The following is a 26,053-nucleotide window of genomic DNA, read 5'->3' as shown; positions in this document are numbered from 1 at the left end:
CTGCGAAAAATGCCCGAGGAGATATGCCGTCCATGAGCCTGACCCACCTGCAACGCCTCGAAGCCGAGAGCATCCACATCATGCGCGAGGTCGTCGCCGAGACCGAAAATCCGGTGATGCTCTACTCGGTCGGCAAGGACAGCGCCGTGATGCTGCATCTGGCGATGAAGGCCTTCTATCCGGCCAAGCCGCCGTTCCCGCTGCTGCACGTCGACACCACCTGGAAATTCCGCGAGATGTACACGTTTCGCGACGCCATGGTGCAGAAGCTGGGCCTCGACCTGCTGGTGCACGTGAATCCGGAAGGCCTGCGCATGAACATCAATCCGTTCACCCACGGCTCGGCGATCCACACCGACATCATGAAGACCGAGGGTCTGAAACAGGCGCTCGACAAGTACGGCTTCGACGCGGCCTTCGGCGGCGCGCGGCGCGACGAGGAAAAATCGCGCGCCAAGGAGCGCGTCTTCTCCTTCCGCTCGGCGCAGCACCGCTGGGATCCGAAGAACCAGCGCCCCGAACTCTGGCACCTCTACAACGCGAGGAAGCACAAGGGCGAGAGCATCCGCGTCTTCCCGCTGTCGAACTGGACCGAGCTGGACATCTGGCAGTACATCCATCTGCAGAACATCCCCATCGTGCCGCTCTACTACGCCAAGGAGCGGCCGGTGGTCGAGCGCGACGGCACGCTGATCATGGTCGACGACGAGCGCATGCCGCTGCGCCCCGGCGAGGTGCCGGTGATGCGCAAGGTGCGCTTCCGCACCCTGGGCTGCTACCCGCTGACCGGCGCGGTCGAATCGCAGGCCGAAACCTTGCCGGCGATCATCCAGGAAATGCTGCTGACCACGACCTCCGAACGCCAGGGCCGGGTCATCGACCACGATTCCGCCGGCTCCATGGAAAAGAAAAAGCAGGAAGGATACTTTTGATGAACCCCCACGCTCGCGGCACTGCCGCTTCGCTGCCCCCCGAGGGGGCTACGGCCTCCCTCGGGGCGGCCCTTCGGGAGATCTTCTGATGGCGCACGTCTCCAACCTCATCGCCGAAGACATCGAGCAATACCTGAAGTCGCACGAGACCAAGGAACTGCTGCGCTTCATCACCTGCGGCAGCGTCGACGACGGCAAGAGCACGCTGATCGGCCGCCTGCTCTACGAATCGAAGATGCTGTTCGAGGATCAGCTCTCCGCGCTCGAGGCCGACTCGAAGAAGATGGGCACGCAGGGCGAGAACCTCGATTTCGCGCTGCTCGTCGACGGTCTGGCCGCCGAGCGCGAGCAGGGCATCACCATCGACGTCGCCTACCGCTTCTTCTCCACCGACCAGCGCAAGTTCATCGTCGCCGACACGCCCGGCCACGAGCAATACACGCGCAACATGGTCACCGGCGCTTCCACCGCCGACGTGGCGATCCTGATGGTCGACTCGCGGCGCGGCATCCTCACCCAGACGCGCCGCCACAGCTATCTGGTTTCGCTGATGGGCATCCGCCACATCGTCGTCGCCATCAACAAGATGGATCTGGTGGATTACTCGGAAGCCACTTTCCGCGCCATCGTCGAGGATTACCGGGAGTTCGCCGGCAAGATCGGCCTGAGCCACATCACCTTCATCCCGCTGTCGGCCTACAAGGGCGACAACATCACCACCCAGAGCGCGAACATGCCCTGGTATCACGGCACGACGCTGATGGGCTATCTGGAGTCGGTCGAGATCGACGCCGAGCGCATGCAGCGCGCATCGTTCCGCCTGCCGGTGCAGTGGGTGAATCGTCCCAACCTGGATTTCCGCGGCTTTGCCGGCACCGTGGCCAGCGGCATCATCCGCGTGGGCGAACGCATCCGCACCCAGCCCTCGGGGCGCGAAAGCACGGTGGCGCGCATCGTCACCGCCGACGGCGACCTGGCGCAGGCCGTCGCCGGCCAGGCCATCACCCTGACGCTCGCCGACGAGATCGACATCTCGCGCGGCGACGTGATTTCCTCCATCGACGGCCCGGCCAGCGTGGCCGACCAGTTCGAGGCCACCATCGTCTGGATGACCGACGAGGCGATGCTGCCCGGCCGCCGCTACCTGCTGAAGATCGGCACCTGCACGGTGAATGCCGAGATCGGCCATCTCAAGCACAAGGTCAATGTGAATACGCTGGAGCAGCTCGCGGCCACCCGGCTCGAGCTCAATGAAATCGGCGTCTGCAACCTCAGTCTCGACAAGCCGATCGCCTTCGACCCCTACAAGGACAACCGCGAAACCGGCGGCTTCATCCTGATCGACCGGATGAGCAACAACACCATCGCCGCCGGCATGCTCGACTTCGCCCTGCGCCGCGCCAGCAACATCCACATGCAGCACGTCGACATCGACAAATCGGTGCGCTCGGCGCAGAAGAAGCAGAAGGCCTGCGTGCTGTGGCTGACCGGCCTGTCCGGCTCGGGCAAATCGACCATCGCCAACCTGGTGGAAAAGAAGCTGCATGCGCTCGACAAGCACACCTATCTGCTCGACGGCGACAACGTGCGCCACGGCCTGTCGAAGGATCTGGGTTTCACCGAAGCCGACCGCGTCGAGAACATCCGCCGCATCGCCGAAGTCGCCAAGCTGATGATCGACGCCGGCCTGATCGTCATCACCGCCTTCATCTCGCCCTTCGCCGCCGAACGGCGCATGGCGCGCAGTCTGGTCGAGGCCGAGGAGTTCATCGAGATCCACGTCGATACGCCGCTCAACGTTGCCGAGGAGCGCGATCCCAAGGGCCTCTACAAGAAGGCGCGGCGCGGCGAACTGAAGAACTTCACCGGCATCGACTCGCCTTACGAGGCGCCCGAGCATCCGGAGCTACGCATCGACACGACCCGCTGCACGCCGGACCAGGCCGCCGACCAGGTCATCCGCAAGCTGGCCGAAGCCGGCATCATCGACGTAGCCATGATCGAGTGAAGCCGCCCATCCCGGCGGCCAGGAATCGCATGAACGGGCCGGGAACTGCGCCCCCTCTCCCCTTGTGGGAGAGGGGCCACAGAGAGAAAAGAGAAAACAAGGCCTCATGCGATTGCCCATCCCGGCGGCAGACCCGGCCGGTCGCTGTCCACATTTGCGCTATACTTGGCCCGTTTTGAACACTCCAAATCCATGAATATGGATTCCGGGCACGCGTGAAATCGACCAACAAACTGAGCTTCTACCTGTCCCGCATGGCCGCGCGGGGCTATACGGCAGCGCAGGTGCTCGCGGGCACCAGCCTCAGCGCGGAACGCATCCACAGCGACGCGTTCCGCGCCAATCCGCAGCAATACCGCCAGGTCATCCTCAACATGATCGAGCTGACCGATGATCCCTATCTGGGCATCGCGCTGGGCGCCGAATTCAAGATCAGCGACCTGGGCGTGCTCGGCTATGCCGCGCTCAGCGCGGCCACGCTCGGCCAGGCGCGCGAAGTCTTCACCAAGTATTACTCGCTCAACGAGCAGATTTTCACGTCGATCAACCACATCAGCGATGGCCGCTGGTGGTCGGAAATCCGCGACAGCTACATGCTGGGCGGCGATGCGCTGCGCTTTGCCGTCGAGGAGTTCATCAGCCGCACCATAGAACTGACCGGCAGCATCACCAACAAGCCGTTTCCGATCCTGGAAATCTTCCTCACCTATCCGGCGCCGGACGACCTTTCGGCCTACCGGAAACGCTTCAACTGTCCGCTGCACTTCAACCAGCCGCGCAACATCGTCGTCTTCGACATCAACTGCCTGAAGGACCCGGTCAGCCTGGCCAATGCGGAAGTCTTCAAGCTCTGCGAGCGCCAATGCCAGTTGCTGGCGACGAAGAGCGAGGAAGACGATCTGCTGGCCAACCGCATCCGCAACTATCTGGTGAAAAATCCCGGCAAGTTTCCGACGCTGGAGGAAATGGCCGAGCATCTCAACATCGGCGCCCGCACCCTGCGCCGGCGCCTGGTTCGGGAAAACGTCACCTTCCAGCAGATCCTCGACGATACGCGGCGCGAACTGGCGATCCAGTATCTCAAGTACACCACGCTGACCCCCAAGCAGATCGGCTTCATGCTCGGCTACAGCAGCGTGAGCAACTTCCGCCGCGCCTTCAAGAACTGGACGGACAAGAAACTTTCCGATTTCCGCGAAGGTTCGCAGCCGACGCAGTCAGCACAGTCACCACAGCCACAATAGCTGCGGCGGGCTAGTTCGCCTCCTGTTGTTCCCGCGATTGTTCCCGTAATTCCTGCTGTCCCCGCCGCGCCCTTGCCCGCTCCATCTGCTCGCACAGGCGTCGTGCGCCATCGAGTATGCGCGGCCCGGGACGATCGATCAGCTCCGTGGCGATGAAAAAGCGGTTGTTCAGCAAGTTGGCGTCCAGCCTGGGCCAGTGGCGCCACATCTCCAGCCTTTGCACGCGCTCCTCCTCGCGGCCGCTGACCACCACCGCCTCCGGATTGGCCACCAGCACTTCTTCCAGCGTCACGGCCGGCAAGGCTTGCGGACGCCCGGCGAAAATATTTTCGGCGCCGCACAGACGCATGACGTCGCTGACCAGTTGCTCGCCATTGGCCGTCGTCAACGGCTGGCTGCCGATCTGATGACCGATCTGATAGAACATCCGCACTGCCGGACGGGCGCCGTAGCGCTTGCGCAATTCCGCATGGCGCGCACGGAAAGCCTGCGCCGCGCCGCGCGCGATTTCCTGGGTACCGGCCAGTTCGCCATAGCGTTCGATGTTCGCCGCCACATCGTCGATGCGCCTGGGCTTGCTGACGTACAGCGGCACCCCGAGTCTCTTCAGGCGCGGGATGTGGCTGGAAACCGCCCCGTCTTCCCAGACGATGAGCAAATCCGGCTTGAGCGCGGCAATCGCGGCAAGATCGAAGCGCTGCTCCGGACGACCGGCGCCGCCGGGACGAATATCGCCTCCGCCTCCACCTGCCGGCCCGCCGACGCGCGGCAGCTTGCCGGCAGCCTCGGGATGATCGCTGCCCGCGCTGACGCCGACCACCCGCTCTCCGGCACCGGCGGCAAACAGGCTTTCCGTGATGTGCGGCGCCAGACTGACAATGCGGGTCGCCGGGGCGGCCAGCGCCACGCTGTGGCCGACATCGTCGGTAACCACGATCCTGCCGGCCGCTGCCACGGTCGCGGCATCGCTGCCCGTCTCCGTCTGCGCCGCAGGGCTGCCCAGCCACAAGCCCAGGAGCAGCGCGCAGGCAATCCGGCTCTGGCGCGGCAATGCACGGGGCTGAATGGTCGGCATCCCGCCTTTCCTTCCGCCGTTCAGTCGACCAGGCTGCGCGCCGCTTCGAGGCGCTGGGCGAAGTAGCGGTTCTTCAGGCTCTCCGTGCGCACCCGGGCCTGTCCCGAGGATGAGGGCGCATGCACGAAGCGGTCATCGCCGATGTAGATGCCGACATGCGAAAACGGCCGCCCCAGGGTATTGAAGAACACCAGGTCGCCGGGCCGCAACTGCCGCAGGTCGACCGGCTTGCCGCGCCGGGCGATGTCGGCGGCACTGCCGCTGACCTGCATGCCGGCCGCCTGCGCGAAGATATAGCTGACCATGCCGCTGCAGTCGAAGCCGGCCTCGGGATTCTTGCCGCCAAAGCGGTAGCCGACGTCGACCAGTCCCAGCGAATAGAGCACGACGTTGTTGCTCTGCGCCAGCGCCAGCGCGCTGGCCGGCGGCCGCGCGGCGTGCAAGGCCGGCGGACCGGAAGGACCGGCCGGCGGCAGCGCGCCGCAGCCGACCAGCACCGCCGGCAGCATGGGCAGCAATATCAGCTTGCGGAAGATCGGGATCATCGTCGGCTATTGTGTTCAAGTAGACTGCCCCGGATCGACCGAACAAAAGAGGAAAGCCCATGCAATTACAGGATCCCGGCCTGCTGCGCGAGCAGGCGCTCATCGACGGCATCTGGTGCCATGCCGCGGCAGGCACCCGCTTCGCCGTGCATAACCCGGCCAGCGGCGCGCTGCTGGCGCAGGTCGCCGACCTGGACGCAGACGATACGCAACGCGCCATCGCCGCCGCCGAGGCCGCCTTGCCAGCCTGGCGCACGCTGACCGGCAAGGCGCGCGGCCACCTGTTGCGCCGCTGGTTCGAGCTGATCGAAACGCATGGCGAAGACCTCGCCCGCCTGATGACCGCCGAGCAGGGCAAGCCGCTGCTCGAAGCGCGGGGAGAGGTTTCCTACGCCGCCAGCTTCGTCGAATGGTTTGCCGAAGAGGCGCGCCGCGTCTGCGGCGACGTGATCGACAGCCCGATCGCCGGCAAGCGCATGCTGGTGCTGAAGCAGCCGGTCGGCGTCTGCGCGGCCATCACGCCCTGGAATTTCCCGGCGGCGATGATCACCCGCAAGGTCGCGCCGGCGCTGGCCGCCGGCTGCACGGTGATCGTCAAGCCGGCCGAGCAGACGCCGCTCACCGCCCTGGCGCTGGCCGAACTCGCGCAACGCGCGGGCCTGCCGCCCGGCGTGCTGAATGTCGTCACCGGCAGCGCGGCCCACGCGCCGCGCATCGGCGGCGAACTAACCGCCAGCCCGACGGTGCGCAAGCTCTCCTTCACCGGCTCCACCGAAGTCGGCCGCCTGCTGATGGCGCAATGCGCGCCGACGGTGAAGAAGATTTCACTGGAACTCGGCGGCAATGCGCCCTTCATCGTCTTCGACGACGCGGATCTCGACGCCGCGCTGTCCGGCGTGATGCACTGCAAGTTCCGCAACACGGGGCAAACCTGCATCAGCGCCAACCGCTTGCTGATCCAGTCCGGGATCTACGATGAATTTGCCGCCCGCCTGACGGCCGCCGTCGCCCGGCTCGAAGTGGGCAACGGCATGGATGCCGGCGTGAGCATCGGGCCGCTGATCGACATGACCGCGCTGGAAAAAATCGAGCGCCACGTCGCCGACGCCCTGGCCGGCGGCGCGCGCCTGCTCTGCGGCGGCCGGCGCCACGCCCTGGGCGGCAACTTCTACCCGCCGACCCTGCTGGCCGACGTCACGCCGCAAATGCAATGCAGCCGCGCCGAAAGCTTCGGCCCGCTGGCGCCATTGCTGCGCTTCGAAACGGAGGAAGAAGCGATCCGCCTGGCCAACGACACCGAATACGGTCTGGCCGGCTATTTCTACAGCCGCGACCTGTCCCGCATCTGGCGCGTCGCCGAAGCGCTCGAATACGGCATGATCGGCGCCAACACCAGCGCGATTTCCAGCGAAGCCGGCCCGTTCGGCGGCATCAAGCAATCCGGCATCGGCCGCGAAGGCTCGAAATACGGCATCGAGGAATATCTCGAACTGAAATATCTGAATATTGCGATTTAGTGAGTTAGTTCAGCCAGCGCCGCAACCTGCCCAACTGCCGCAGGATACCGCCGGTCGAGGCGACTGATGCGCCCGATGTACCTGTCGCGACCGATGCCGCACCGGCACGCAGGCGGGCGCTCATCTGCCAGAGCAGCCAGCCACGGCGCAGCCAGCGCAACACGCCGTACGGCCGCGCCACCAGCAGCGCGACGAACGCGGCAACCGGCACGGCCGGATGGCGTCTGAGCCAGGACCAGCCGGCACGCAAACGATCCGCCGCTGCAAACAGCGGCAGCAAGGGTTGCGCCTGAGCGCCGATGCGTCCGCGCAGTTCGGCGCTGCGCAGCAACAGGCGCTGTTTCCTCAGCGCCAGCGCGATGCGCCGTTCAGTGTCCATGCGTCCGGCAGGCCTGGCCGCGTCCGCTGGCCATGGCCTGCGTATCCTGCCTACCCTGCAACGCCTCGGCATCCTGCGCCAGCTCGCGCAAGCTGGCGGCAAACAGCCGCGGCCCGGTGCGCAACTGATTGCGCAAGGCCAGCAACGCGCCGGCGCCGCTGGCCAGGAACAGGGTCGTGCAGATGCCGATCACCAGCAGCCGATGCGTATCCCAGAACAGCACCGTGAGAAACACGGTCAGCAGCACCAGACCGAAACTCAGGAAGAAAAATGCCATCGCGCCGAACAGCAATATGCGCGAGACGCGTAATTTTTCCTCTTCGATCTCGACGACGAGCAATTCGCCGCGCGTGCGCAGCAATGCCAGCGTATCGGCCAGCAGGCCGCGCAGCGCGGCAAACAGTCCGCCGTCGGGTGGTGTGCTCATTGCGGGGTGCGCCGCAAACGGCTCAGCGGCGGCCGATCAGCAGGCCGATCAGAAAGCCCACGCCGGCACCGATGCCGACCGCGCTCCACGGATGATCGTGCACATAGTCGTCGGCCGCGCGGCCAGCCTGCTTGGCGCGGGCAATCACCGCCTCTTCGGCATCGGCCAGCTTGGCCTTGGCAATGGCCAGGTTCTCCTGGGCACGGCTGCGGAGCTCCGCCACCCGCTCGCCGGCCTGGCCGGCCGTGGCGCGCAGCAACTCCTCGGCATCGGCGACGACGAGCTTGAAATCGGCAATCAGTTTTTCCTTGGTGACATCCGGTGTTTCGACCATGACAAACTCCTTGGCAGTTGAAAGTAAATGGCTCAGCCGTGAAAGACTAGTCGCATTCGCGCCGGCAGGCAACCGATCAATGCCCGATACGCTGCCGGTATGATCGCGATCGCGCGAACCTGCTAACATTCCTCACCTCATTCTATTCGAGCCTGCCGCAGCATCCGCGCCATTCCATGAACCCGAACCTGCACCCGCCTCGCCGTTTTCCGTCACGCATGTCCTGCAGGGCGGGTTTTCTTGCCTGGCTGGGTTTGCCGCTGGCCGTGCTGGCGGCGCCGGCCATGCCCGGCGATGGCGGCACGCCCGAACGGCGCGCGGAAGCGGAAACGGAAGTCGCCGCGGTCAAAACCGAACCTGCCGTCACGCAACTGACGCCGGAACTGCTGTACCAGATCCTGCTTGCCGAAATTGCCGGCAATCGCGGCAGCATTCCGCTGGCAACGCACCTGTATGCCGACCTCGCCAAGGCCACGCGCGATCCGCGCATCGCCCGGCGCGCCACCGAAGTCGCGCTGTATGTCCGCCAGACCGAGCTGGCCCTCGAATCGGCGCAGATCTGGGTGGCGACCGCACCGGAATCGGCCGAAGCGCGCCAGGCCATTGCCGGCCTGCTGTTGAATGCCCGCCAGCCCGAAGCGGCGCTACCGCATCTGGCCAAATTGCTGACCATCGAGATGCCGCCTGCGGCCGGCGCCGACGCTGCCGACGACGACGAAACGCCGCTCAGCGTGGCAACGGCAGTGGAAGCAGGCGGCCTTGCGCGGCTCAACCAGGTCTATCGCCTGCTCGCCCACTATCCCGACAAGATCGCCGCCCTGCGCATGATCGAGCAGCTCACGGCAGGCTACGCGACGCTGGCCGAGGCGCAACTGATCCGCGCCCAGGCCAGTCTCGATGCCAAGGACGACGCGCGGGCGCTGGCCGCCATCGACCGCGCCATCGCCCTGCGCCCGGACTGGGAACCGGCCGTGCTGTTCAAGGCGCAGGTGCAGCGACGCATCAGCAGCAAACAAGCCGGACAAACGCTGCAGGATTTTCTCGCCACCCACCCGGACTCCAGCGAAGTCCGCCTCGCCTATGCCCGCATCCTGATCGGCGACAAGCACTACGAAGCCGCGCGGCGCGAATTCGGCACCCTGCTGAAGATGAATCGCGACAATCCCGAAGTGCTGTATCCCGTGGCGCTGCTGTCCATGCAGCTCAACGACCTGCCGACTGCCGAAAAACACCTCAAGCGCCTGCTCGAACTCAGCAATGAAAAACCCGGCATCAACATCAACCTGCTGCGCTACTACCTCGGCCAGATCGCCGAGGAAAACCAGCAGGTGACCGAAGCGCTCGACTGGTACACCAAGGTCACGCCGGGCGAGCAATATCTGCCCGCGCTCGGCCGCGCCACCGCGCTGCTGGTGAAACAAGGGCGCCTGGAGGACGGACGCGCGCTGCTGCGCCAGGCCGCCGAAAGCAACCCGCAGGAACGCGTGCAACTGCTGATCGCCGAAGCTCAACTGCTTGCCAGCAACGGCCAGATCGATGCGGCCTACGCGCTGCTCAGCCAGCGCCTCGCCGCCGAACCCGACCAGCCCACGCTGCTCTACGAAACCGCGCTGCTGGCCGAAAAGCTCAAGCACTACGACATCATGGAGCGCCACCTGCGCCGGCTGATCCGTCTCAAACCCGACGATGCCCACGCCTACAACGCGCTCGGCTATTCGCTGGCCGATCAGGGACTGCGTCTGGATGAAGCGCGCCAGCTCATCGACCAGGGGCTGGCGCTGGCACCCGAGGACGCCTTCATCCTCGACAGCAAAGGCTGGCTGCTCTACCGGAGCGGCGAGAAAGCGGCCGCCCTGGAAGTCCTGCGCAAGGCCTATGACGTGCGTCCCGACGCCGAAATTGCCGCGCACCTCGGCGAGGTGCTGTGGATCAGCGGCATGCAGGAAGAAGCGGCGAAAACCTGGCAGGAGTCGGCCAAGAGCAACCCCGACAATCAACTGCTCAAGGACACCATGCAGAAATTCCTCGGGCCACAGCCACAGGGCGAGCAAAACGCACCACCCGCACCCGTCGCCGAATAAACCATGGCGCAGCGCCTGTCCGCCATAGCACGCATTCTGGCCTGCGCCTGCTGTGCTGCCGGATTGCTGTCCGCCTGCGCAACGCTGACGGATTTCGATGCCGCGCCGACCATCGAGCGGCCGGCACGCGCCGACATTACCGCCTTCAGCATCGAGGGGCGGCTTGCCGTGCGTCATGCAGCGCAGCGCCATGCCGTCAATGTCTACTGGCAACACCGGCCGGAAGCCGACGAACTGCTGCTCAGCGGCCCGCTGGGCCAAGGCGTGGCGCGCCTCAGCCGCACGGCCGATGGCGCGCGCCTGCAACTGGCCGATCAGCGCCAGTTCGACGCCGCCGACTGGGAAACCCTGGCAGAGCAACTATTGGGCGTCGCGCTGCCGCTGTCGGCATTGCCGCGCTGGATACTCGCCCAGCCGGCCGCCGTGCCGCTGCAAAACGGCGCATTCGACGCCGCCGGACGCCTGCAATGGCAGCAGGCCGATGGCTGGCGCATCGACTATCTCGACTATGAAAGCCCGTCCGCCCAGGCGCTGCCGACCCTGCTCGAACTGCGCCATGGCGAAACCGAGGTCAGGCTGAAAATCGACGCCTGGCAACTCGATGCGGCGGCGGTCACGGCGACGGCGGCAGGCAACGCCTCATGAGCCGCGACTGGCAACGCGACTGGCCGGCGCCGGCCAAGCTCAACCTGTTCCTCCACGTCGTCGGTCGGCGGGCCGACGGTCTGCATCTATTGCAGACCGTTTTTCGCTTTCTCGATCATGGCGACACGCTGCACTTCAGCCCGCGCACCGACGGCCGCATCGTGCCGGCCACGCCGCTGCCCGGCGTGCCGGCCGAACAGGATCTGAGCGTGCGCGCCGCGCGTCTGCTGCAGCAGCACGCCGGCATCCGCCAGGGCGTGGACATCCATCTCGAAAAACGCCTGCCGATGGGCGGCGGCCTGGGCGGCGGCAGCGCCGATGCCGCCACGGTGCTGCTGGCCTTGAACCACCTGTGGCAAGCCGGGCTCGACTCGGCGCAACTGCAGGCGCTGGGACTCGGGCTGGGCGCGGACGTGCCGATCTTCATCCATGGACAGGCCGCCTTTGCCGAAGGCGTGGGCGAGCAATTCAGTCCCGTCAGCCTGCCGCCCGCCTGGTATCTGGTGCTGGTGCCGCCGATCGGCGTCGCGACGGCGGAGATTTTTCAGGCCGCCGACCTACGCCGCGACACGCCGCGCATCGCCGCAGCCGACTGGCGCCCCGGCATGGGCGGCAACGATCTGCAGCCCGTCGCCTGTCGACTGTATCCCGTCATCGCCGAATATCTCGCCTGGCTGCGCCAGTTCGGGCCGGCCCGCATGAGCGGCTCGGGCGCTTGCGTGTTTGCCGAATTCGGCACCGCAGCCTCGGCCCGCCAGGCGCACGCCGCCCTGCCCGTTGGCATGCAGGGTTTCGTCGCCCGTGGCCTGGAGCGCAATCCGGCCCTCGACGCGCTGGCCGATGCGGCGAGGCGAGAGCAGGGCCAAGACTGTTAAAATCCGCCGCTGGGTGTCATCCAGCTTGTTGCGGATGACAGGTTCTTGCGCTGGTCGGGCCGCCGCGCAGCCTGTTCCCGTCTACTCCTGACCACCCTCATGAGCCCCGATAACCAGCATACCCAACACACGCCGCGACATCCCGTCTGCGCCGAACTGCCGCCGGCCCAGCGCCTCACCGAGCGTGCCCTGCTCACTTTCGAGCACTTCCTCCACATCGAAGCCGTCAGCGGCATCGTCCTGCTGATCGCCGCCGCCATCGCCCTGCTCTGGGCGAACTCGCCGCAGGCCGCCGGTTATCACGCGCTGTGGCAGATGCCGCTGGCGCTGACGCTGGGCGAATGGGAGTTTTCCCGCTCGCTGCACTTCTGGGTGAACGATGGACTGATGACGTTCTTCTTCCTGGTCGTCGGCATGGAAATCCGCCGCGAAATCCATGAAGGCGCGCTGAGTCAACTGCGCGAGGCGGCGCTACCGATTGCCGCCGCCTTCGGCGGGGTGCTGATGCCCGCCCTGATCTACCTGCTCTTCAACCACGAGGCGGGCCGCAGCCACGGCTGGGCCGTGCCGACGGCCACCGACATCGCCTTCGCCGTCGGCGTGCTGGCCCTGCTCGGGCGCAGCATCCCCAGTCCTGTCCGCATCTTTCTGCTGACCCTGGCGATCACCGACGACATCATCGCCGTAATGATCATCGCCCTGTTCTATTCCGGCGGCCTCGATTACAGCGGCTTTCTCGTTGCCGCCGCGGGCATCCTGTGGATACTCGCCCTGCACCGCATGGGCATCGGCAACGCCTGGGCTTACGTCGCGCCCAGCGCCGTGGTCTGGCTGGGCCTGCTGCTCACCGGCGCGCACCCCAGCCTGGCCGGCGTGGCGCTCGGCCTGCTGACGCCGGTGCATGCCATCCGTCTGCGCGAACATCCCGCCGACACCGTCTGGCGCATCGGCCAGACGCTGACCAGCGACAAGCACATCGGCGACGCCGGGCAACTGGCGCAGCCGCTCAAGCAACTGCGCCTGGCCCAGCGCGAAATGCTGCCGCCGGTCAGCCGCGTGCAAATGGCGCTCCACCCCTGGGTGGCGTTCGGCATCATGCCGCTGTTCGCCTTCGCCAATGCCGGCGTCAGCCTCGGCGAACTGGACCTGGCGCTCGACGATCCGCGCTGGGTGATGAGCGGCGTGATGCTGGCCCTGATCCTCGGCAAGCCCCTGGGCGTGCTGCTCGTCAGTTGGCTGGCCGTGCGCCTGGGCTGGTGCCGGCTGCCGCCGGGCGTCGGCTGGGACGGCATCCTGCTGATCGGCCTGCTCGCCGGCATCGGCTTCACCATGGCCATCTTCGTCTCCATGCTGGCCTTCGCCGACGCTCAATTGATGGACGCCGCCAAACTCGGCGTGCTGCTCGGCTCGCTCGTGGCGGCGCTGCTAGGGCTGGGCTGGGGCGCGATCTACGCGCGCCGGCTGCGTGGCTGAACCATGTTTACGACTTCGCGCCCCAGTTCGGCCCCACGCTGAGATCCACCACCAGCGGCACCTTGAGGCTGGCCACGCCGTTCATCAGGCCCGGCAGCTCGGCACGCACCCGCGCCAGTTCGGCATCCGGCACTTCCAGCACCAGTTCGTCATGGACTTGCAGGATCAGCCGGCTGGCCAGATTTTGCGCATCCAGCCAGCCCTGCACGGCGAGCATGGCACGCTTGATGAGGTCGGCCGCCGTGCCCTGCATCGGCGCGTTGATGGCGGCGCGTTCGGCGGCCTGGCGACGGCCGGCGTGGGAGGCGCGGATGTCGGAAAGCCACAGGCGGCGGCCGAACACGGTTTCGACGTAGCCGTGTTCGCGCGCGTATTGCCGCGTCTCTTCCATGTAGCGGGCGACGCCGGGATAGCGAGCGAAATAGCGCTCCATGTAAGCCGCCGCCGCGCCGCGTTCGATGCCCAGCTGGCGCGCCAGGCCGAAGGCCGACATGCCGTAGATCAGACCGAAGTTGATGACTTTGGCGGCACGCCGTTGATCCGGCCCGACTTCCAGCGGCGTGATGCCGAAGATTTCCGCCGCCGTGGCGCGATGCACGTCTTCACCCCGGTGAAAGGCTTCGAGCAGACGCGCATCGCTCGACAGGTGCGCCATGATGCGCAGCTCGACCTGCGAATAGTCGGCCGACACCAGACTGCAGCCGGACGGCGCGATGAAGGCGCTGCGGATGCGCCGGCCCTCATGGCTGCGCGCCGGAATGTTCTGCAGATTGGGCTCGGAACTGGCCAGCCGGCCGGTGACCGCGGTGGCCTGGGAGAAATGCGTATGCACGCGGCCGGTCGCCGGATTCACCATGCGCGGCAGCTTGTCGGTGTACGTGCCCTTGAGCTTGGCCAGGCTGCGGTATTCGAGAATCAGCCTGGGCAGCGGATAGTCCAGCGCCAGCTCGCTCAACACTTCCTCGTTGGTACTCGGCACGCCGGCGGGCGTTTTCTTCAGCACCGGCAGGCCCTGCTGTCCAAACAGGATGTCCTGGATCTGTTTCGGCGAATTCAGATTGAACGGCTGGCCGGCCAGCTCGAAGGCCTGGCGCTCCAGATCGAGCAGGCTCCGGCCCAGCTCCTCGCTGTGCCGCGCCATGGCGAAAACGTCGATGAGCACGCCGTGGCGCTCCATGCGATACAGCACGTCCGCCACCGGCAGTTCGAGCTCGCGGTAGAGCTGCGCCAGTTTTTCCTCGGCGGCGAACTGCGACACGAAGACCTGATGCACGCGCAAGGTGATGTCGGCATCTTCCGCCGCGTAGATCGCCGCCTGTTCGAGCGCGACTTGATTGAAGGGAATCCGCGCCGCGCCCTTGCCGGTGATGTCGTCATAGGACAGCGTCGCCAGACCCAGATGACGCATCGCCAGCGCGCCCAGATCATGCGGGCGATCGCTTTCCAGCACATAGGAAGCCAGCAAGGTGTCGTCGTGGATGCCGCGCAACGCGATGCCGTGATTGGCCAGGACATGGCGATCGTACTTGAGGTGCTGACCGAGCTTGGGCCGCGCCGCCGCTTCCAGCCAAGGCCGCAGCCGGGCGAGCGCTTCGGCGCAGGGCAGTTGCTCCGGCGCACCGGCATAGTCGTGCGCCAGCGGCAGATAGGCGGCAGCGATGCCATCCGGCTCGGCAACGGCAAAGGACAAACCGACCAGCCGCGCGGCAAAGGGATCGAGCGCCGTCGTCTCGGTATCGAGCGCGGTCAGACCCGCCCGTTCGAGCTTCTCCAGCCAGCGCTCGAAATCCGGCCAGGTGAGCAGGATTTCATAGCGGCTGCGATCGGCAAAGACGGTGGCTGCATGCCCCGCATCCCCCATATTTCCATCACGCTTCGGCGCGCGCGCGGCCGGCGCAGCGACGATATCATCGGCAATCGCGCCGCTCTGGCTGCCGCTGCCGTCGTTGCCGCCGCCGAGTTCGCGCAGCCAGCTCTTGAACTCCAGCCGCGTGTAGAGTTCGATCAGTTGCGCTTGGTCCTCGGGTTGCGCCGTAAGCTCGCTGACCTCCTGCGGCAGCGGCAGATCGCAAACGACGGTCAGCAGCTTGCGCCCCAGCGGCAGAAAATCCAGCGTCTGGCGCAGGTTCTCGCCCACCACGCCGCCGATCTCGCCGGCATGGACAATGAGGTTGTCGAGCGTGCCGTACTGCGTCAGCCATTTCACGGCGGTCTTCGGGCCGACCTTGGCAACGCCCGGCACGCCATCGACGGCATCGCCCGTCAGCGCCAGGTAATCGACGATGCGTTCGGGCGGCACGCCGAATTTCCGTTCCACGCCGGCCACGTCGAGCACTTCATTGCTCATGGTATTCACCAGCGTGACGTGCGGATTCACCAGTTGCGCCAGATCCTTGTCGCCGGTGGAAATCACGCAATCCACACCGGCGGCCGTGGCGCGCGCGGCCAGCGTGCCGATGACGTCGTCGGCCTCGACGCCGTCGACCATCAGCAGCGGCCAACCGGCGGCGCGGATGCAGGCATGGAGAGGCTCGATCTGCTGCGCCAGATCGTCGGGCATCGGCGGGCGATGCGCCTTGTATTGCGGATACCAGTCGTCGCGGAAGGTCTTGCCCTTGGCATCGAAGACCACGGCGCGATAGACGGCGGAGGCCCCGGCCTGCGGCTGCTCTGCCTTGTAGTCGGCCAGCAGCCGGCGTAGCATGCTGATCACCCCATAGATCGCGCCGGTCGGCTCGCCGGCCTTGTTGCGCAGGTCGGGCATGGCATGAAATGCACGATACAGATATGATGAACCATCGACGAGCAATAACGTGGGCATGGCGCAGAGCAAGGGGAGTGAGAATTGAGAGCCGAATTGATTGCAAGCAATGAACGCCTGGCAAGCCCGGCAAATTTGACGAGTCTGACGAACCGCAGCCACCTGTCGCTGCCGCCCCGCAATGCGATCGCAAGGGTTTTGCCATGAGCGCCTGGAGCAAGACGCCGAAACCGTTTCCGCCGACACGTGCCGGTAAAAGCTGGATCCCCGCCAAACCGTCCGCCTCATCCGCCGCCGCGCCCTATGCTTCGCGCGAGGCCTGGCGGGTGTTCGGCATTATGTCAGAATTCGTCGAGGCCACCGACCGCCTGGCGGCCATCCGGCCGGCGGTCAGCATCTTCGGCAGCGCGCGCACGCCGCCGGGTTCCGAATACTACGCGCTGACCGAACGCATCGCCCGCCAGCTTTCCGATGCCGGCTTCAGCGTGATTTCCGGTGGCGGCCCCGGCATCATGGAAGCGGCCAACAAGGGCGCCTATGCCGGCTCCAGCCCCAGCGTGGGACTGAACATCCAGTTGCCGATGGAACAGACGGCGAACCCCTATCAGGACATTTCGCAGACCTTCCGCCACTTCTTCGCCCGCAAATACATGTTCGTGCGCTATGCCGCGGCCTACGTGGTGGCGCCGGGCGGCTTCGGCACGCTGGACGAACTGCTCGAGGCCCTGACGCTGATCCAGACCAACAAGACGCCGCGCATGCCGCTGATCCTCGTCGGCAGCAAATTCTGGGCCGGGCTGCTCGACTGGTTCCGCGCGCACCTGGTGAGCGAGGGCATGATCAGCCCGGAAGACATGGACCTGATCCAGGTCATCGACGAACCCGCCGAAGTGGTCGCGGCGATCTTCAAGTACTACGAGCGGCGCGGCTTCGAGCGTCTGCCCGAGGAACACGAGCTGCTGCTCAATCTTTGAGCTTTGATACAATCTGCCCATCCCGGCGGCTCAGCCAACTCAAGCGACTCGGGCATCCCATTCCCAGCCAAGGACCATCACCCCATGCGCCACACATTTCTGCTATTCGCCACGCTGCTGGCGCTGCCGGTCGCCGCGCAGCAACTGCCGACCGATCTGGAACCCTTGCCGGAACCGCCGCCCCCGCCGCCGGGCGTCGTCGATATCGACCCGGCGCTCGAACCGCAGGTCACCATCACCAAGCGCGGCGAGGACCAGGTCGAGGAATACCGCGTCAATGGCAAGCTCTACATGCTCAAGGTCACTCCGCCCCACGGCCGCAGCTATTACCTGATCGACGAGCACGGCGATGGCAGCATGACGCGCCAGGAAAGCCCCGACGGCGGTCACGGCCTGCGCGTGCCGATGTGGGTGATCGGCACCTTTTGAACCCTTGAGCCGCCTTTCCCCGTCTTTCCTTTTGAACCATGGCACGCTGAACTGCTGCGCTGCCCGCTTCAGTTGCCGATCGAGCCGCAACTGAAGCGCAGCCAGAACGAGCGCGCCGACTTTTCTGCGCCCGACTGCCGTATGCAGGTCCGTACCCTTCCCGCACTGCGCGGCGCCTTCTGGCTTGCCGCCGGCTTCCTGCTCTACCGGCGCAATGCGCCGCTGCTGAGCATGCTGACCTTCGCCAACCTGATCCTGGCGCTGCTCTGCAGCCAGTTGCAGCCGTTCGGCCCACTGTTGCTGATCCTCGCCTCGCCGCTGTTCATCACCCTGATCGCCAATGCCTGCGTCGCCATCGAACGCCATGGCCAGCGGCAACTGGCACCGCAGATGCTGACGCGCAATCTGCGCGAACGCGGCGGCCAGTTGCTGCGTCTGGGCCTGCTGCAGGCGTTCTGCATGATGCTGGTGGTCGTCCTCGCCGACCGCCTGCTGCCCGGCATCGACCCGGCCATGCTGGCCACCGTCCGCGAGGCCGCCGAAGCCACCGAAACGGCAGATCGAGCCGGACGCGCAGCCATCGCCCTGGATGCCGGCGAACTCGGCAAGCTGTTCCTGCATCTGGGCGTGATCGGCCTGATCGTGCTCCCCACCTTCTGGTTCGCGCCGCTGCTGACCGCCTGGCACGGCGCAACACCGCTCAAATCGGCCTTCTTCAGCCTCGTCGCCGTCTGGCGCAACTGGCGCGCCTTCCTCGTCTATGCCGTGAGTGCCGCGCTGCTCGCCGTGCTGCTGCCGGCATTGCTGATGAGCCTGTTCAGCCTGGTTTCCGCAACACTCGGCAGCCTCGTCTCCAGCGTGCTGCAATTGCTGGTGCTGCTGGTCGGCGCGCCGATACTGGCCACCGGCACCTACTGCAGTTATCGCGACATCTTTGCCACGGCCGATACGGCGCCCGCCGCGCCCGCCGACAATGGCAGCGGCGGCACGAGAATTTCCACCGATGCCTGAAGCCTCGACCGGTCCGATCGGCATCCTCGGCGGCACCTTCGATCCGGTGCACTACGGCCATCTGCGCCTGGCCGAGCAGGCCCGCGAGCAACTTGGACTGGCCGAGGTGCGCTGGATTCCCGCTGGCCAGCCGCCGCATCGCGACACGCCGCGCGGCACGCCGGCGCAGCGGCTGGACATGGTGAAACTGGCGATTGCCGGCAATCCGGCCTTTGCGCTGGATGCCGGCGAGGCGTTCAGCCGCGCGCCAAGCTACAGCGTGGATACGCTGACCCGTTTGCGCGGCGAACTCGGCGCCCGGCAAGCGCTGGTGCTGCTGCTGGGCAGCGATGCCTTTCTCGGCCTGGCCGATTGGCACCGCTGGCGCGAGCTGTTCGACCTGGCCCACATCGCCGTGGCGACGCGGCCCGGCAGCACGCTGACCATGGACAAGCTGCCCGACGCGCTGGCGGCGGAATTCGCCGCCCGACGCTGCAACCATGCCAACGAAATCGGCGGTCGTCCGGCCGGCGGCATCCTGCCGTTTACCATCACCGCGCTGGACATCTCGGCCACGCTGCTGCGCGCCAGCCTGGCCGAGGGCCGCAGCGCCCGTTATTTGCTCCCCGATCCGGTGCTCGACTATATTTTCCGCCAGCACCTGTATTCAACCTGACCATCAGTCATCAGCCACCACACACAGATACGCTCAATGGATATACGCAAACTACAGAAAATCGTCGTCGGCGCGCTCGAAGACATCAAGGGGCGCGACATCGAAGTCATCAACACCCGCAAGCTTAGCCCGTTGTTCGACCGCATCATCATCGCCAGCGCCGACTCGACCCGTCAGGTCAAGGCGCTGGCGCGCAACGTCCATGACAAGGTCAAGGAAGCCGGCGGCGAAGTCATCGGCATGGAAGGCGAGGAAGTCGGCGAATGGGTGCTGGTCGATCTGGACAACGTCGTCGTCCATGTCATGCAGCCGGCCGTGCGCCAGCATTACAACCTGGAAGAACTCTGGCAGACCCGGACCCGGCCCAAGCGCGGCAAGGCCGCGGCAAGCACCGAAGCCGAGGCCGGCGATGCCGACACCGCCGACGACGACTGATACCCTGGCGGCGCGGTGAAGCTCCACATCCTCGCCGTGGGCACGCGCATGCCCGCCTGGGTGCAGGCCGCCTATGATGACTTCGCCCGCCGCATGCCGCGCGAAATGCCGCTGGCGCTGCTGGAAATCAAGCCCGAGCCGCGCAGCGGCGGTAAGCCCGTCGCGGCACTGATGGCCGCCGAAGCCGCCCGCCTGCGCGCCGCGCTGCCCACGCGCTGCCGCAAGGTGATCCTCGACGAACGCGGCGCCGACCTGACCACTCAAGGACTCACCCGGCGCCTGGAAGCATGGCTGGCCGGCGGCGAGGACGTGGCCATCCTCATCGGCGGCCCGGACGGACTGGCCGAGAACATCAAGCAGGAAGCCGACGAAACGCTGCGCCTCTCCAGCCTCACCCTGCCGCACCCGCTGGTGCGCGTGCTGCTCGCCGAAGCCCTCTACCGCGCCAGCAGCCTGCTCAAGGGACATCCGTATCACAGAGGTTAGGGGCTAGGGTCAGGGCCAGAGCCTGTTCCGCGCAGACGATGAGATAATCCGGGGCATCCCGCATTTCCCGGTCAGCCGTCCATGACCTCGGTCGAACCGCTCGTTTATCTTGCTTCACGCAGCCCGCGCCGGCGCGAATTGCTGCGCCAGATCGGCGTGCGCTTCGAGCTGCTGGCGTTTCGCGCGCCGCCGCGCGAAGACCCGGAGGTCGACGAAGCCGTGCTGCCCGGCGAAACGCCGACGGACTACGTGATCCGCGTCGCCCGCGCCAAGGCGCTGCACGGCCGCCATCTCGTCGGCAAGCGCCGTCAGCCGGCGCGGCTGTTGCTGTCCGCCGACACGACGCTGGATCTCGACGGCGAAATCATCGGCAAGCCGCGCGATGCAATCGAAGCGATCGACATCCTCCAGCGCCTGTCCGGCCGCACGCACCGGGTGCTGACCGCCGTGGCCGTGGCCACGACCGACCATGAGCGCATCGAGCACGTGTTGAACGTCAGCACGGTGCGCTTCCGCGACCTCGCCGGCGAAGAAATCCGCCGCTATGCCCATTCCGGCGAACCGCTGGACAAGGCCGGCGCCTATGCCATTCAGGGTCATGCCGGCATGTTCGTCGCCGAAATCCACGGCTCGCACAGCGGCATCGTCGGCCTGCCGCTGTGCGAAACCGCGCTGCTGCTGCGCCGTTGCGGTCATCCGCTCTAGGCGCGGGCGCGCCGGGAGCGGCGAACATTTTCCATTCCATCCATTCCACCCATTCCATCATCGAGCCGAATCCCATGAGCGAAGAATTTCTCATCAACTTCACCCCGCAGGAAACCCGCGTCGCCCTGATGCAGCAAGGCGTGGTTCAGGAACTGCACATCGAGCGCAGCGCCAGCTTCGGCATCGTCGGCAACATCTACCTGGGCCGCGTCGTGCGCGTGCTGCCGGGCATGCAGTCGGCCTTCGTCGACATCGGCCTGGAGCGCACCGCTTTCCTGCACGTGGCCGACATCTGGGTCGACCGCAGCAGCGGCGCTGCGCCGCAGCCCATCGAAAAGATACTCGGTGAAGGACAGAACCTGATGGTGCAGGTGCTGAAGGATCCGATCGGCACCAAGGGCGCGCGCCTGACCACCCAGATGTCGATCGCCGGGCGGCTGCTGGTGTTTCTCGCCCAGGACAAGCACATCGGCATCTCGCAGCGCATCGAGGACGAAGCCGAACGCGAGCAGTTGCGCGCGCGCATCCAGAGCCTGGCGCCGGAAGAAAACGGCGGCGGCTTCATCGCCCGCACCATGGCGGTCAGCGCCAGCGATGACGAGCTGCGCGCCGACATTCATTACCTGCGCCGCCTGTGGACCGAAATCCTCCACCGCTCGCAAAACGCCCGGGTGCCGGAAATGCTGCACCACGACCTGCGCCTGGAACAGCGCGTGCTGCGCGATCTGGTGACTGCCGAAACCGCCCGGGTAGTCATCGACTCGCGCGAAAACTTCCAGAAACTCTCGGCCTTTTCGCAGGAATACATGCCCCAGGTCGCCAGCCTGCTCGAACACTACATCGGCACCCGGCCGCTGTTCGACCTGCATGGCGTCGAGGATGAAATCCAGAAGGCGCTGGCGCGGCGCGTCGACCTGAAAAGCGGCGGCTACCTGATCTTCGACCAGACCGAGGCGATGACCACCATCGACGTGAATACCGGCGGCTACGTCGGCTCGCGCAACTTCGACGACACCATCTTCAAGACCAATCTCGAAGCGGCGCAAGCCATCGCCCGCCAACTGCGCCTGCGCAACCTCGGCGGCATCATCATCGCCGACTTCATCGACATGGAGAACGAACAGCACAAAGCCGCCGTGCTGACCGAACTCAACAAGGAACTGACGCTGGACCGCACCCGCGTCACGGTCAACGACTTCACCAACCTGGGCCTGGTCGAAATGACCCGCAAACGCACCCGCGAATCGCTCGCCCACGTGCTCTGCGAACCCTGCCCGACCTGCAGCGGACGCGGCGAAGTGAAGACCGCGCGCACCGTCTGCTACGAAATCCTCCGCGAACTGCTGCGCGAAGCGCGCCAGTTCGCCGCCGACGAATACCGCGTGCTGGCCGCCCCGGTGGTCGTCGACCTGTTCCTCGACGAAGAATCCCAGGCGCTGGCGATGCTCTCCGACTTCATCGGCAAACCCGTCTCGCTGAAGGCCGAAAGCGGCTACACCCAGGAGCAGTACGACATCGTGCTGATGTAACCGTATTGCTGTAACCGCGCCGCCAGGCAACCGCCTCCCCTGCCACCTTTTTTGTGCACAGCACAATAATCTGGTGCGTCGGGTAAAATGGCGCCTTCGCCCGCCCGTTGCTCCGTCAATTGCATGCGCATGCACTATCCCTACGATCAGCTTCCTGCCGCCGGCACCGCGTTTGAAGTGGCCGCCGGCGTGCGCTGGCTGCGCATGCCGCTGCCGTTTGCGCTGGATCACGTCAATCTCTGGCTGCTGGCCGACGATGACGGCTGGGCCGCCGTGGATACCGGCATCGCGCTGGATGCCATCAAGGACACCTGGACGCAGTTGCTCGGCGAATACCGCCTGACGCGCCAGTTCGTCACCCATTGCCATCCCGATCACCTGGGCCTGGCCGCCTGGCTGGAACAACAAAGCGGCGCGCGGCTGTGGATCACCCAGGGCGAATTCGCCATCGCCCACCTGCTGCGCGCGGGGATCGACGGTTTCGGCTATCAGGCCATGGTGGCCTTCTACGCCCGCCACGGCCTCGACGAAGCGCGCCTGGCCGCACTGGAATCGCGCGGCCATGCCTTCCTGCGCGGCGTGCCGGAAATGCCGCCCAGCTTCATTCGCCTGCACGACGGCGACGACATCCTCATCGGCGGCCGCCACTGGCGCATCATCACCGGCAGTGGCCATTCGCCGGAACATGCGGCGCTGTACTGCGACGAATCGCGCGTGCTGATTTCCGGCGACATGCTGCTGCCGCGCATCACCACCAATGTCCATGTCGGCGCCGCCGCGCCGGAAAACGATGCCCTGCAGGAATATCTGGTTTCGCTCGAACGCTTCCTGCCGCTGCCACCGGACACGCTGGTGCTGCCTTCGCACGGCAAACCCTTTCGCGGCCTGCACGAACGCATCGCGCAACTGCAACGGCATCACGCGCAGCGTTGCGAGGTGTTGCTGAAGGCCGCCGCCACGCCGGCGCCGAAATCCGCCGCCGAACTGCTGCCGGCGCTGTTCGACCGCGACATCTCGGATCCGCATCAACTGCAGTTCGCCATGGGCGAGACGATCGCCCATATCAATTACCTCACCCGCCGGCAGCGCCTGCTGCCCGAGGATGATGGCCGGGTGCTGCGTTATCGCGCCGCCTGAAACGGCAGCGCCTTCTCACGCCTTCCCACGCCTCACCATCCCCACACCGGAGTTCCGACCGACATGAGCAAGACCGAAGCCCCCAAGCCCGAACTGCCCGATCCCAAGGAAGTCGCCAAGATCTATGGCGAAATCGCCCAGCGCGCCTCCAAGCTGCTGACCGACCACATCCAGCGCCAGGTCAAGAAAGGCGTGGCTTCGCCGGCCGACGAGCTGGGCATCGCCCAGGCCTTCATGGACATGATGGCCAACCTGCTGGCCAATCCCTACAGACTCGCCCAGGCGCAGATGAACCTGGTGCGCGACTACCTCTCGCTGTGGCAGCATTCGATGCTGCGCTTCGCCGGCATGGACACCCAGCCGGTCGTCACGCCGGAAAAGGGCGACAAGCGCTTCAACGACGAGGAATGGGAAAACAATTTCCTCTTCGATTTCATGAAGCAGTCCTACCTGATCACCGCCCGCCACATCCATGACACGGTGTGCTGCGTCGAAGGTCTGCCGGAAAACTCGCAGAAGAAGGTGAATTTCTTCACCCGCCAGTTCATCGACGCCCTCGCGCCGACCAACTTCGCCGTCACCAATCCGGAAGTGCTGCGCGAAACCGTCAAGAGCCACGGCCAGAACCTGCTCAACGGCTTCAACAACCTGCTGCGCGACATCGAGGCCGGCGATGGCCAGTTGCGCGTCAAGATGACCGATCCGGAAGCCTTTGAAGTCGGCCGCAACGTCGGTACCACGCCAGGCAAGGTGATTTTCCAGAACGAACTGATGCAACTGATCCAGTTCGAGCCGGCCACCAAGGAAGTCTACAAGCGCCCGCTGCTGATCATCCCGCCGTGGATCAACAAGTACTACATCCTCGACCTGCGCCCGTCGAACTCCTTCATCAAGTGGGCGCTGGAGCAGGGCCACACGATCTTCGTCATCTCCTGGGTGAATCCGGACGAGCGGCTGGCGCAGAAAGCCTTCGACGACTATCTCACCGAAGGCGCGCTCACCGCGCTCGAAGCCGTCTGCCGCCAGACCGGCGAAAAAGAAGTGAATCTCGTCGGCTATTGCCTGGGCGGCACCCTGCTGGCCTCGACCATCGGCTATCTCGACACCATCAAGGACAAACGCATCGCCTCGGCGACCTATTTCGTCGCCCTGATCGATTTCTCCATGCCCGGCGAACTGGGCGTATTCATCGACGAGCAGCAGGTTTCCAGCCTGGAAAAGAAAATGGAGGAACGCGGCTATCTCGAAGGCGCCGAGATGGCCACCACCTTCAACATGCTGCGCGCCAACGACCTGATCTGGTCCTTCGTGGTGAATAACTACCTGCTCGGCAAGCAGCCCTTCCCCTTCGACCTGCTCTACTGGAACTCCGACTCCACGCGCATGCCGTACAGGATGCACAGCTACTACCTGCGCAACATGTACATGAAAAACCTGCTCAAGGAACCGGGCGGCATCACCCTGGCGGGCGTGCCGATCGACGTCAACCAGATCAGGACGCCGAGCTATTTCATCTCCACCATCGAGGACCACATCGCGCCGTGGAAGAGCGTCTACCTGGGCGCGCGACGCATGGCCGGCCCGGTGCGCTTCGTCCTCGGCGGCTCCGGCCACATCGCCGGCATCGTCAATCCGCCCGCCGCCAACAAGTATTGCTATTGGACCAGCGATGCCAAAAAACTGCCGGAAACGCCCGAGGAATGGTTCGACATCACCGAGCAGCAGCCGGGTTCGTGGTGGAACGACTGGCAGGCCTGGGTGACCGCGTTGAACGACGAGAAAGTGCCCGCGCGCAACCCGGCCAAGGGCAAACTCAAGGTCATCGAGGACGCCCCCGGCGCCTACGTCAAGTTCCGCCTCGACACGGCGGGCAAGACCGAAGCCGCCTGATTCCCGATCCCCGGCTCCTGGACTTCCGCTCCTGCGCCTCGTCCTCGACACCAACGTCCTGCTGTCGCTGTGGGTCTTCGACCGCAGTCCCGGCGGCAGCCGGCTGGCACCTTTGCGGGCGCTGATCGACGCCGGCACGCTGCTGCCCCTGAGCCGTACCGACTGCCTGGCCGAGTTCGAGCGCGTGCTGGCTTACCCGGAATTCGCGCTGACGCCGGACGCGCAGCAAAGCATCCTGGCCGATTACCGCAACCGGCTGCAAACGTCGGCATCCGCGGCATCCACCGTGTCGGCAACCGACGCGGAAGAACCCCTGCGCCTGCCGAAATGCAGCGACCGCGACGACCAGAAGTTTCTCGAACTCGCCCGCGACAGCCAGGCCGCCGCGCTGGTCACCAGCGACAAGGCGCTCCTCAAACTGGCGCGCCACCGCCTGCTGGCCGGCCGCTTCCGCATCCTCACCCCCGAGCACTTGCTGGCGGAATTCGGCGTCACATGACAGCGCA

25 protein-coding genes are annotated in these 26,053 nt (G+C 65.8%); 19 read left to right on the top strand and 6 right to left on the bottom strand.

Annotated elements, in window-relative coordinates:
- The first annotated feature begins 32 nt into the window (after nucleotides 1-32).
- From cysD to SDENCHOL_RS02140, 3 genes are all read left to right on the top strand, one after another.
- Entirely contained in the window at nucleotides 33-932 is a 900-nt protein-coding gene (gene cysD / locus SDENCHOL_RS14380; RefSeq protein ID WP_269458643.1) for a sulfate adenylyltransferase subunit CysD, read from the top strand.
- 88 nt (nucleotides 933-1,020) lie between these two features.
- Nucleotides 1,021-2,940, top strand: a complete 1,920-nt coding sequence (gene cysN / locus SDENCHOL_RS02145; protein ID WP_154715839.1) for a sulfate adenylyltransferase subunit CysN — start codon at nucleotides 1,021-1,023, stop codon at nucleotides 2,938-2,940.
- Between the two features lie 215 nt (nucleotides 2,941-3,155).
- Complete coding sequence (locus SDENCHOL_RS02140; RefSeq protein ID WP_154715838.1) at nucleotides 3,156-4,184, top strand: AraC family transcriptional regulator; 1,029 nt, start codon at nucleotides 3,156-3,158, stop codon at nucleotides 4,182-4,184.
- A 10-nt stretch (nucleotides 4,185-4,194) separates the two neighbouring features.
- Here SDENCHOL_RS02140 and SDENCHOL_RS02135 read toward each other — a convergent pair whose 3' ends face one another.
- Together SDENCHOL_RS02135 and SDENCHOL_RS02130 are read right to left on the bottom strand one after the other, a co-directional pair.
- Nucleotides 4,195-5,259: a cobalamin-binding protein gene (locus SDENCHOL_RS02135; RefSeq protein ID WP_154715837.1), complete on the bottom strand. Its 1,065-nt coding sequence runs from the start codon at nucleotides 5,257-5,259 to the stop codon at nucleotides 4,195-4,197.
- 20 nt (nucleotides 5,260-5,279) lie between these two features.
- Nucleotides 5,280-5,804 (bottom strand): C40 family peptidase, encoded by a 525-nt coding sequence (locus SDENCHOL_RS02130; protein ID WP_154715836.1) that lies wholly within the window; start codon nucleotides 5,802-5,804, stop codon nucleotides 5,280-5,282.
- Between the two features lie 59 nt (nucleotides 5,805-5,863).
- Here SDENCHOL_RS02130 and SDENCHOL_RS02125 point away from each other — a divergent pair, with 59 nt between their 5' ends.
- Nucleotides 5,864-7,321, top strand: a complete 1,458-nt coding sequence (locus SDENCHOL_RS02125) for an NAD-dependent succinate-semialdehyde dehydrogenase (RefSeq protein WP_154715835.1) — start codon at nucleotides 5,864-5,866, stop codon at nucleotides 7,319-7,321.
- 4 nt (nucleotides 7,322-7,325) lie between these two features.
- Here SDENCHOL_RS02125 and SDENCHOL_RS02120 read toward each other — a convergent pair whose 3' ends face one another.
- Genes SDENCHOL_RS02120 through SDENCHOL_RS02110 form a run of 3 tightly spaced genes read right to left on the bottom strand, consistent with a single transcriptional unit; the run spans nucleotide 7,326 to nucleotide 8,461 of the window.
- Nucleotides 7,326-7,700, bottom strand: a complete 375-nt coding sequence (locus tag SDENCHOL_RS02120; RefSeq protein ID WP_172954970.1) for a YqjK-like family protein — start codon at nucleotides 7,698-7,700, stop codon at nucleotides 7,326-7,328.
- Nucleotides 7,690-8,127: a phage holin family protein gene (locus tag SDENCHOL_RS02115; RefSeq protein WP_154715833.1), complete on the bottom strand. Its 438-nt coding sequence runs from the start codon at nucleotides 8,125-8,127 to the stop codon at nucleotides 7,690-7,692. The genes SDENCHOL_RS02120 and SDENCHOL_RS02115 overlap by 11 nt, the downstream gene beginning before the upstream one ends.
- 22 nt (nucleotides 8,128-8,149) lie before the next feature.
- The gene (locus SDENCHOL_RS02110) at nucleotides 8,150-8,461 is read right to left on the bottom strand and encodes a DUF883 family protein (RefSeq protein WP_154715832.1); all 312 of its coding nucleotides are present in this window, start codon (nucleotides 8,459-8,461) and stop codon (nucleotides 8,150-8,152) included.
- 218 nt (nucleotides 8,462-8,679) lie between these two features.
- On the opposite strand from SDENCHOL_RS02110, the gene SDENCHOL_RS02105 reads away from it, so the two are divergent.
- From SDENCHOL_RS02105 to nhaA, 4 genes are all read left to right on the top strand, one after another.
- Complete coding sequence (locus tag SDENCHOL_RS02105) at nucleotides 8,680-10,542, top strand: tetratricopeptide repeat protein (protein ID WP_172954969.1); 1,863 nt, start codon at nucleotides 8,680-8,682, stop codon at nucleotides 10,540-10,542.
- 3 nt (nucleotides 10,543-10,545) lie between these two features.
- Nucleotides 10,546-11,187 carry a lipoprotein insertase outer membrane protein LolB gene (gene lolB / locus SDENCHOL_RS02100; protein ID WP_154715830.1) on the top strand — a complete coding sequence of 214 codons (642 nt, stop codon included), beginning with the start codon at nucleotides 10,546-10,548 and terminating at the stop codon, nucleotides 11,185-11,187.
- Complete coding sequence (gene ispE, locus SDENCHOL_RS02095) at nucleotides 11,184-12,062, top strand: 4-(cytidine 5'-diphospho)-2-C-methyl-D-erythritol kinase (RefSeq protein WP_154715829.1); 879 nt, start codon at nucleotides 11,184-11,186, stop codon at nucleotides 12,060-12,062. The genes lolB and ispE overlap by 4 nt, the downstream gene beginning before the upstream one ends.
- A 99-nt stretch (nucleotides 12,063-12,161) precedes the next feature.
- Nucleotides 12,162-13,535, top strand: a complete 1,374-nt coding sequence (nhaA, locus tag SDENCHOL_RS02090) for a Na+/H+ antiporter NhaA (RefSeq protein WP_154715828.1) — start codon at nucleotides 12,162-12,164, stop codon at nucleotides 13,533-13,535.
- 7 nt (nucleotides 13,536-13,542) lie between these two features.
- Here nhaA and polA read toward each other — a convergent pair whose 3' ends face one another.
- Nucleotides 13,543-16,356 (bottom strand): DNA polymerase I, encoded by a 2,814-nt coding sequence (gene polA, locus SDENCHOL_RS02085; protein ID WP_154715827.1) that lies wholly within the window; start codon nucleotides 16,354-16,356, stop codon nucleotides 13,543-13,545.
- Nucleotides 16,357-16,499: 143 nt separating this feature from the next.
- On the opposite strand from polA, the gene SDENCHOL_RS02080 reads away from it, so the two are divergent.
- From SDENCHOL_RS02080 to SDENCHOL_RS02030, 11 genes are all read left to right on the top strand, one after another.
- Nucleotides 16,500-17,270 carry a TIGR00730 family Rossman fold protein gene (locus SDENCHOL_RS02080; protein ID WP_154715826.1) on the top strand — a complete coding sequence of 257 codons (771 nt, stop codon included), beginning with the start codon at nucleotides 16,500-16,502 and terminating at the stop codon, nucleotides 17,268-17,270.
- An 84-nt stretch (nucleotides 17,271-17,354) separates the two neighbouring features.
- Complete coding sequence (locus tag SDENCHOL_RS02075) at nucleotides 17,355-17,699, top strand: DUF2782 domain-containing protein (RefSeq protein WP_154715825.1); 345 nt, start codon at nucleotides 17,355-17,357, stop codon at nucleotides 17,697-17,699.
- Nucleotides 17,700-17,840: 141 nt separating this feature from the next.
- Nucleotides 17,841-18,710 carry a BPSS1780 family membrane protein gene (locus SDENCHOL_RS02070; protein WP_154715824.1) on the top strand — a complete coding sequence of 290 codons (870 nt, stop codon included), beginning with the start codon at nucleotides 17,841-17,843 and terminating at the stop codon, nucleotides 18,708-18,710.
- Nucleotides 18,703-19,365 (top strand): nicotinate-nucleotide adenylyltransferase, encoded by a 663-nt coding sequence (gene nadD / locus SDENCHOL_RS02065; protein ID WP_154715823.1) that lies wholly within the window; start codon nucleotides 18,703-18,705, stop codon nucleotides 19,363-19,365. The genes SDENCHOL_RS02070 and nadD overlap by 8 nt, the downstream gene beginning before the upstream one ends.
- Nucleotides 19,366-19,401: 36 nt before the next feature.
- A complete protein-coding gene (gene rsfS, locus SDENCHOL_RS02060) occupies nucleotides 19,402-19,800 on the top strand; it encodes a ribosome silencing factor (protein WP_154715822.1) in 399 nt (132 codons plus the stop codon).
- A gap of 15 nt (nucleotides 19,801-19,815) precedes the next feature.
- Nucleotides 19,816-20,286: a 23S rRNA (pseudouridine(1915)-N(3))-methyltransferase RlmH gene (gene rlmH, locus SDENCHOL_RS02055; RefSeq protein ID WP_154715821.1), complete on the top strand. Its 471-nt coding sequence runs from the start codon at nucleotides 19,816-19,818 to the stop codon at nucleotides 20,284-20,286.
- Between the two features lie 81 nt (nucleotides 20,287-20,367).
- Nucleotides 20,368-20,991, top strand: coding sequence for a Maf family protein (locus SDENCHOL_RS02050; RefSeq protein ID WP_154715820.1), 624 nt, complete (start codon nucleotides 20,368-20,370; stop codon nucleotides 20,989-20,991).
- Between the two features lie 74 nt (nucleotides 20,992-21,065).
- Nucleotides 21,066-22,520 (top strand): ribonuclease G, encoded by a 1,455-nt coding sequence (rng, locus tag SDENCHOL_RS02045; protein WP_154715819.1) that lies wholly within the window; start codon nucleotides 21,066-21,068, stop codon nucleotides 22,518-22,520.
- Between the two features lie 129 nt (nucleotides 22,521-22,649).
- Complete coding sequence (locus SDENCHOL_RS02040; protein WP_197706813.1) at nucleotides 22,650-23,657, top strand: MBL fold metallo-hydrolase; 1,008 nt, start codon at nucleotides 22,650-22,652, stop codon at nucleotides 23,655-23,657.
- A 63-nt stretch (nucleotides 23,658-23,720) separates the two neighbouring features.
- Nucleotides 23,721-25,547, top strand: a complete 1,827-nt coding sequence (locus SDENCHOL_RS02035) for a PHA/PHB synthase family protein (protein ID WP_154715817.1) — start codon at nucleotides 23,721-23,723, stop codon at nucleotides 25,545-25,547.
- Between the two features lie 31 nt (nucleotides 25,548-25,578).
- Nucleotides 25,579-26,046, top strand: a complete 468-nt coding sequence (locus tag SDENCHOL_RS02030) for a putative toxin-antitoxin system toxin component, PIN family (RefSeq protein WP_154715816.1) — start codon at nucleotides 25,579-25,581, stop codon at nucleotides 26,044-26,046.
- Nucleotides 26,047-26,053: the final 7 nt, after the last annotated feature.

The sequence above is a fragment of the Sterolibacterium denitrificans genome (genome assembly GCF_900174485.1).
Classification (GTDB): Bacteria; Pseudomonadota; Gammaproteobacteria; order Burkholderiales; family Rhodocyclaceae; genus Sterolibacterium; species Sterolibacterium denitrificans.
The sequence above is the reverse complement of the archived record's forward strand: the minus strand, read 5'-3'. Positions and strand labels throughout refer to the sequence as shown.

Bases quoted from the DNA above. Each gene is read 5' to 3' on its own strand.
- SDENCHOL_RS02110 (WP_154715832.1), bottom strand. From the start codon at position 8,461: ATGGTCGAAACACCGGATGTCACCAAGGAAAAACTGATTGCCGATTTC.
- SDENCHOL_RS02035 (WP_154715817.1), top strand. From the start codon at position 23,721: ATGAGCAAGACCGAAGCCCCCAAGCCCGAACTGCCCGATCCCAAGGAA.
- polA (WP_154715827.1), bottom strand. From the start codon at position 16,356: ATGCCCACGTTATTGCTCGTCGATGGTTCATCATATCTGTATCGTGCA.
- SDENCHOL_RS02075 (WP_154715825.1), top strand. From the start codon at position 17,355: ATGCGCCACACATTTCTGCTATTCGCCACGCTGCTGGCGCTGCCGGTC.
- SDENCHOL_RS02050 (WP_154715820.1), top strand. From the start codon at position 20,368: ATGACCTCGGTCGAACCGCTCGTTTATCTTGCTTCACGCAGCCCGCGC.
- cysN (WP_154715839.1), top strand. From the start codon at position 1,021: ATGGCGCACGTCTCCAACCTCATCGCCGAAGACATCGAGCAATACCTG.
- rsfS (WP_154715822.1), top strand. From the start codon at position 19,402: ATGGATATACGCAAACTACAGAAAATCGTCGTCGGCGCGCTCGAAGAC.
- ispE (WP_154715829.1), top strand. From the start codon at position 11,184: ATGAGCCGCGACTGGCAACGCGACTGGCCGGCGCCGGCCAAGCTCAAC.
- SDENCHOL_RS02080 (WP_154715826.1), top strand. From the start codon at position 16,500: ATGAGCGCCTGGAGCAAGACGCCGAAACCGTTTCCGCCGACACGTGCC.
- SDENCHOL_RS02125 (WP_154715835.1), top strand. From the start codon at position 5,864: ATGCAATTACAGGATCCCGGCCTGCTGCGCGAGCAGGCGCTCATCGAC.
- SDENCHOL_RS02105 (WP_172954969.1), top strand. From the start codon at position 8,680: ATGTCCTGCAGGGCGGGTTTTCTTGCCTGGCTGGGTTTGCCGCTGGCC.
- cysD (WP_269458643.1), top strand. From the start codon at position 33: ATGAGCCTGACCCACCTGCAACGCCTCGAAGCCGAGAGCATCCACATC.
- lolB (WP_154715830.1), top strand. From the start codon at position 10,546: ATGGCGCAGCGCCTGTCCGCCATAGCACGCATTCTGGCCTGCGCCTGC.
- SDENCHOL_RS02120 (WP_172954970.1), bottom strand. From the start codon at position 7,700: ATGGACACTGAACGGCGCATCGCGCTGGCGCTGAGGAAACAGCGCCTG.
- SDENCHOL_RS02115 (WP_154715833.1), bottom strand. From the start codon at position 8,127: ATGAGCACACCACCCGACGGCGGACTGTTTGCCGCGCTGCGCGGCCTG.
- SDENCHOL_RS02130 (WP_154715836.1), bottom strand. From the start codon at position 5,804: ATGATCCCGATCTTCCGCAAGCTGATATTGCTGCCCATGCTGCCGGCG.
- nhaA (WP_154715828.1), top strand. From the start codon at position 12,162: ATGAGCCCCGATAACCAGCATACCCAACACACGCCGCGACATCCCGTC.
- SDENCHOL_RS02040 (WP_197706813.1), top strand. From the start codon at position 22,650: ATGCACTATCCCTACGATCAGCTTCCTGCCGCCGGCACCGCGTTTGAA.
- SDENCHOL_RS02070 (WP_154715824.1), top strand. From the start codon at position 17,841: ATGCAGGTCCGTACCCTTCCCGCACTGCGCGGCGCCTTCTGGCTTGCC.
- SDENCHOL_RS02135 (WP_154715837.1), bottom strand. From the start codon at position 5,259: ATGCCGACCATTCAGCCCCGTGCATTGCCGCGCCAGAGCCGGATTGCC.
- nadD (WP_154715823.1), top strand. From the start codon at position 18,703: ATGCCTGAAGCCTCGACCGGTCCGATCGGCATCCTCGGCGGCACCTTC.
- rng (WP_154715819.1), top strand. From the start codon at position 21,066: ATGAGCGAAGAATTTCTCATCAACTTCACCCCGCAGGAAACCCGCGTC.